Raw genomic sequence first — 4,853 nt, forward strand, 5'->3', positions numbered from 1 at the left:
TGAATCCGTCTACGCCGAAGCGCTTGAATACCGTGTCGCTGTGCGATCGGGCACCCTGCTCGGCAAGTGCCGGTGATCCCATCGGTACGCGGCTCATGCTTTCCACCCCAGCCGCAACCACCACATCCTGGGTGCCCGACATCACGGCTTGTGCGGCGAACTGCACGGCCTGTTGCGAGGAACCGCACTGGCGGTCGATCGTGACGGCGGGCACACTCTGCGGCAGGCGCGAGGCGAGCACCGCGTTGCGGCCGATATGATTCGACTGCTCGCCCGCCTGGCTGACGCACCCCATGACGACATCCTCGATCGCCGCGGGATCGATGCCGCTGCGATCGACGATCGCGTCGAGCGCAACCGCGCCAAGATCGTTGGCATGAACACCGGCAAGTCGCCCGTTGCGGCGGCCGCCGGCAGTGCGGACGGCCTCTACGATATAGGCATGTGCCATGGACGAACTCCGATAGGGGTTAAAGCGACTGGCCGTCGTCAACGGTGATCGAGGTGCCCGTCACGGCGCGCGCGCCGTCCGAGCAGAGGAACAGCAACGCGGCGTCGAGATCGTCCGCCTCGAGAAGCCGCCGACGGTGGAACTTGGCGATCTGCGCCGCGCCCTGCGGCGTGTCGAACCATTCCTGGTTGATCTCCGTGCGGATATAACCCGGCGCGATCATGTTGACGTTTATTCCCTGACGTATCCAGTCGCGCGCCAGCACCTTGCCCATCTGCGCCACGCCCGCCTTTGACGCGCTGTACGGGGCCAGACCCACATCGATCTTGAAGGCCGTAATCGATGTCACGATGACGATCCGCCCGTGCTGTCGCTCGCGGCTGCCGGCGGCGATCAGGCGGCGCGCGCCCTCGCGCGCCGTGAGGAACGGACCGCGCAGGTTTACCGCCATCAATTCGTCAAATCGGGCGACGTCCACCTCGACGGCCGCCGACTCGACGTTCATCCCTGCATTGGCAACGATCGTGTCGACCGTGCCGAACGCGGTCTCCGCGGCATCATAGGCGGCGATAACCGAGGCTTCATCGGTGACGTCCATCCCGACCGCGATGGCGCTGCCCCCAGCGGCCTCAATCGTGGCGCATTGCGCGGCCAGCCGTTCAGCGCGGCGTGCGGCCAGCACGACCTTGGCACCGGCCGCTGCCAGTGTGTGAGCAAATCGGGCGCCTAGTCCCGATGACGCGCCGGTGACGAGGGCCACGCGCCCCGTCAGGGTCGGGCTAAAGCCGGTCACGATTGTGGTGCTCACAATTACACCGGTCCAGCTATTTCACCTAGTAATAGACCTAAGGCGGGTCGATCAGCTTCGTCAAGCTGGCATGCGCTCGGGGCGTTGCGGACCAAGCTGATGCTGGTACGATCTTCTGATGAGGATAGCAGACGAAGCCGGGCAAAAGGAAAGGGCGAGGCCGCAGGAGAAGATCGGAATTGATTATGCCTTGTTGCTGGGCGCCGACGCGACCGGCGACACTATGCTAGATGCCGCTGCTCGTTGCGTAGCTCGCAAGGGCTTGGATGCGGCGTCGCTTGACGAGGTCGCGGCCGAGGCGGGGGTGTCGCGCACGACCCTCTATCGGCGGTTCGGCAATCGCGAGGCGCTGTTCCGCGCGCTGATTGTCGAGCGCGCTCAGCCTTTTCGCGTCTGGTCGGAGGGCGTGCTGCTGGGTCCCGGATCACCCGCAGAGCGCATCGAGCGCGTGCTCGTTGCGGCCATTATGCAAATCCAGCGGGTCGGGTGGCTCAATGCATCGCTTTCGACAGGTATGTCGGGCTTCGGGATGCGGGTATTTAAATCGGCGCATGCGCTGCTGGCGCAGCAGACAATGGAGCGGCTGCTAGAATCGCTTTTGGACGCGCGCGCGCGCGATGCGGGCGTGACCGTTCCAGAACTGCTCGATTGGCTGGCTGAACAGATGATCCTGCTGGCATCGGCGCGGCGGTGGGACGAGGCGGTGCTGCGCCATCGACTGCATTACTTCGTCATTTCCGTCATTGCCCCCGAGACATCGAGCAATGATGCGACGCTGGCGCGGCTGTCCGCCATCGAGGAGCGGCTCGACCAGCTGCTATCGGCGGGTAGAAACAAAGGCTAGACGCCGTACCGTCTTTCGGTACAGTACAAGGCAGATGTTTCAGGCGCGATGACAGCGCCGAGGTTGAGGTGCTGGATGGTCGCCCGATCGGTCATGCTGCGAGAGGGCACCACGCAACATATCGCTGCCGAGTTCGGCCTGTCGGCCATGAAGGCGTTTCGCGGCGCCGGCGTCAATGAGCTGCTCGCTCTCTTTGGCGGGTGTTTCAACTGCGCGACTTGCCATGTCGTCGTCGCTGGCAGCTGGGCTGACCGGGTAGGTCCTCCGAGCGCCGACGAGAGCGACCTGTTCGATTGCTCAGCCCGTCGTGCCGCCACGTCGCGGTTGTCGTGCCAGATCGACATCAGGTCGGCGCTCGACGGACTCAAAGTCGCGATTGCCCAGAAAGACTGAAGCGATTGCTCGGGAGAAAGCCATGCAAGACACGCCCACGCTCGCCCCCGTTCCTGCGCACGTCCCGCCGGATCTGGTCAAGGCGTTCGACTTCAACGCCGGGTCGGGAATGGAAAGATGCCCCTTCGCCACTACGCACCGACTGCATGGCGACCGGCCAATCTTCTGGAATCCGGCCGATCTCAGGATGGGCGGATCGTGGGTCCCGACCCGGGCGGAGGACATCCGCTTCGTCCTCAACCGGCCCGACCTGTTCTCGAACAGGGGCGAGGCGGGGTTCTCGGCGCTGATGGGCGAGCAGTGGGACCTGATCCCGCTTGAACTCGACCCTCCAGAGCACGGCAAGTTCCGCCAGTTGCTGAACCCCCTTCTATCGCCGCCCGCCGTCGCCAGGCTGACGCCGCGGATCAAGGAACGGTGCGCGGCGCTGATCGACCGGGTGCGCGGCGTCGGAGACTGTGAATTCATGGGCGCGTTCGGGCGGGCGTTCCCGGTAGGAGTGTTCATGGAGTTGATGGGCCTGCCCGAGGACTTGTATGACACCTTCATCGACTGGGAATTCGCATTGCTGCACGCGCCCGACTTCGGCCGCAAGGCGGCGGCGGCCGTCGCAATACGCGATTTCCTGCGCGATTTGGCGAACCAGCGCCGCGCTCATCCGACCGGCGACCTGACGAGCATCGTCGTTCATGCCGAAATCGATGGCCGCAAGCTGAGTGACGACGAGGTGAAGGGCATCCTCTACCTGCTCTTCGTCGGAGGGCTTGATACGGTGGCCGCGTCGCTCGGCTTCTTCTTCCGCCATCTTGCCACCGACCTCGATCAGCAGCGGATGCTGCGCTCACATCCCGATCGGATTGACAAGGCGATAGAGGAGCTGTTGCGCCGTTTCTCGGTCGTGACGACGTGGCGGCAATGCAAGGTCGATGTCGAGCTTGCCGGCGCGCGGCTGAAAGCAGGTGACTGGATCACCTGCAACGATTCGCTCGGCAGCCTTGACCCGTCTGAATTCGCCGATCCGATGACGGTCGATCTGGATCGCCGAAACGTGCGTCACCTCGCCTTCTCGTTCGGACCGCATTTCTGCATGGGCTCGCATCTGGCGCGCCGCGAGCTATCGGTCGCGCTGCATGCGTGGCTGACGACCATGCCGGAGTGGCGGCTGAAGCCCGGCGCTCCGGTCGTCGTCCACGGCGGGCTGTTCGGGGTAGAGCATCTCGAGCTGGAATGGGCCGCGTGATGGCCACGCGGACCCCTTCCGCCCTGTATATCGACGGCCAATGGGTCGATGCCGCCGAGCGCGAGGCCATCATCAATCCAGCGACCGAGGCGGTTATCGGCGACGCGCCGCTCGGCGGCCGGGGCGATGTCGATCACGCCATCAGCGCCGCTCGCCGCGCGTTCGACGACGGACCGTGGCCGCGTTTGCCGGTCGAACGGCGGCAGGCATTGCTGACCGCGTTCCTGGATGCGATCGACGCGCGATCGGACGAGATCGTTGCGCTGATCGTGGCGGAAGCCGGATCGACGCAGATGCTCGCGCGCATGCTTCACTATGGCGTGCCGATGCAGCACGCGCGGCACATGGTCGCGCTCGCCTCGCGCCCGGCGGTCACGCCGCTGCCGGTCGAGGCGACACCCGACATGGCGGGCGGATTGACGCTTGGCGCGGGGGTGCTGGCGCGCGATCCGGTCGGCGTGGTGGCAGCGATCACCGCCTATAACTTCCCGTTCTTCCTCAATCTCGCGAAGATTGTTCCAGCGCTGGCGGTCGGCTGCACGGTCGTGCTCAAGCCATCGCCCTACACCCCGATGGAGGCGCTGATTCTCGGCGAAATCGCCGATGCGTCGTGCCTGCCGAAGGGCGTGCTCAACATCGTGACCGGGGGCAAGGAGGTCGGCGAGGCGTTGACCAGCGACCGTAGGGTGGATCTCGTCAGTTTCACCGGTTCCGACTCGGTCGGCGCGGCTATCCAGGCTCAGGCCGCCCCGACACTGAAGCGCGTGCTGCTTGAGCTCGGCGGCAAGTCGGCAATGATCGTCCGTCCCGATGCCGACCTGACCGAAGCAGCCGCGAACGGGTTGGGAGGCTTCACGATCCATGCAGGGCAGGGCTGCGCGTTGCTGACGCGGCACATCGTCCACAATTCGATCCGAGCGGACTATGTCGCGCGGCTTAAGGCGATGGCGGCGTACATCAAGGTTGGCGATCCGGCCGATCCGAGCGTGACGATGGGCCCGTTGATTCGCGACGTCGCGCGGACACGGACCGAACGCTACGTCGAGGTGGCACTGAGCGAGGGCGCTACGCTCGTTACGGGCGGGGGGCGCCCCGCCGGGCTGGACAAGGGATTCTT

Annotated in this window: 6 protein-coding genes; 4 read left to right on the forward strand and 2 right to left on the reverse strand. The window is 65.2% G+C overall.

Annotation, left to right across the window (positions count from 1 at the left end):
- Both HUU95_RS08485 and HUU95_RS08490 read right to left on the reverse strand, forming a co-directional pair.
- Nucleotides 1-451: beta-ketoacyl synthase N-terminal-like domain-containing protein (locus tag HUU95_RS08485; protein ID WP_302480109.1), on the reverse strand; the 451-nt coding region annotated here is incomplete at its 3' end.
- A 19-nt stretch (nucleotides 452-470) separates the two neighbouring features.
- Nucleotides 471-1,211: an SDR family NAD(P)-dependent oxidoreductase gene (locus HUU95_RS08490; RefSeq protein ID WP_254602696.1), complete on the reverse strand. Its 741-nt coding sequence runs from the start codon at nucleotides 1,209-1,211 to the stop codon at nucleotides 471-473.
- Nucleotides 1,212-1,377: 166 nt separating this feature from the next.
- Here HUU95_RS08490 and HUU95_RS08495 point away from each other — a divergent pair, with 166 nt between their 5' ends.
- The 4 genes from HUU95_RS08495 to HUU95_RS08510 all read left to right on the forward strand — a co-directional run.
- Nucleotides 1,378-2,103: a TetR/AcrR family transcriptional regulator gene (locus tag HUU95_RS08495; RefSeq protein ID WP_174279724.1), complete on the forward strand. Its 726-nt coding sequence runs from the start codon at nucleotides 1,378-1,380 to the stop codon at nucleotides 2,101-2,103.
- A 75-nt stretch (nucleotides 2,104-2,178) separates the two neighbouring features.
- Nucleotides 2,179-2,496 carry a ferredoxin gene (locus HUU95_RS08500; RefSeq protein WP_174279725.1) on the forward strand — a complete coding sequence of 106 codons (318 nt, stop codon included), beginning with the start codon at nucleotides 2,179-2,181 and terminating at the stop codon, nucleotides 2,494-2,496.
- Nucleotides 2,497-2,785: 289 nt separating this feature from the next.
- Entirely contained in the window at nucleotides 2,786-3,736 is a 951-nt protein-coding gene (locus HUU95_RS08505) for a cytochrome P450 (RefSeq protein ID WP_174279726.1), read from the forward strand.
- The coding region (locus HUU95_RS08510; RefSeq protein WP_174279727.1) for an aldehyde dehydrogenase family protein at nucleotides 3,736-4,853 on the forward strand (1,118 nt) is incomplete at its 3' end. The genes HUU95_RS08505 and HUU95_RS08510, both read left to right, overlap by 1 nt.

It is taken from the genome of Sphingomonas bacterium, assembly GCF_903643065.1.
Lineage (GTDB): Bacteria > Pseudomonadota > Alphaproteobacteria > Sphingomonadales > Sphingomonadaceae > Sphingomonas.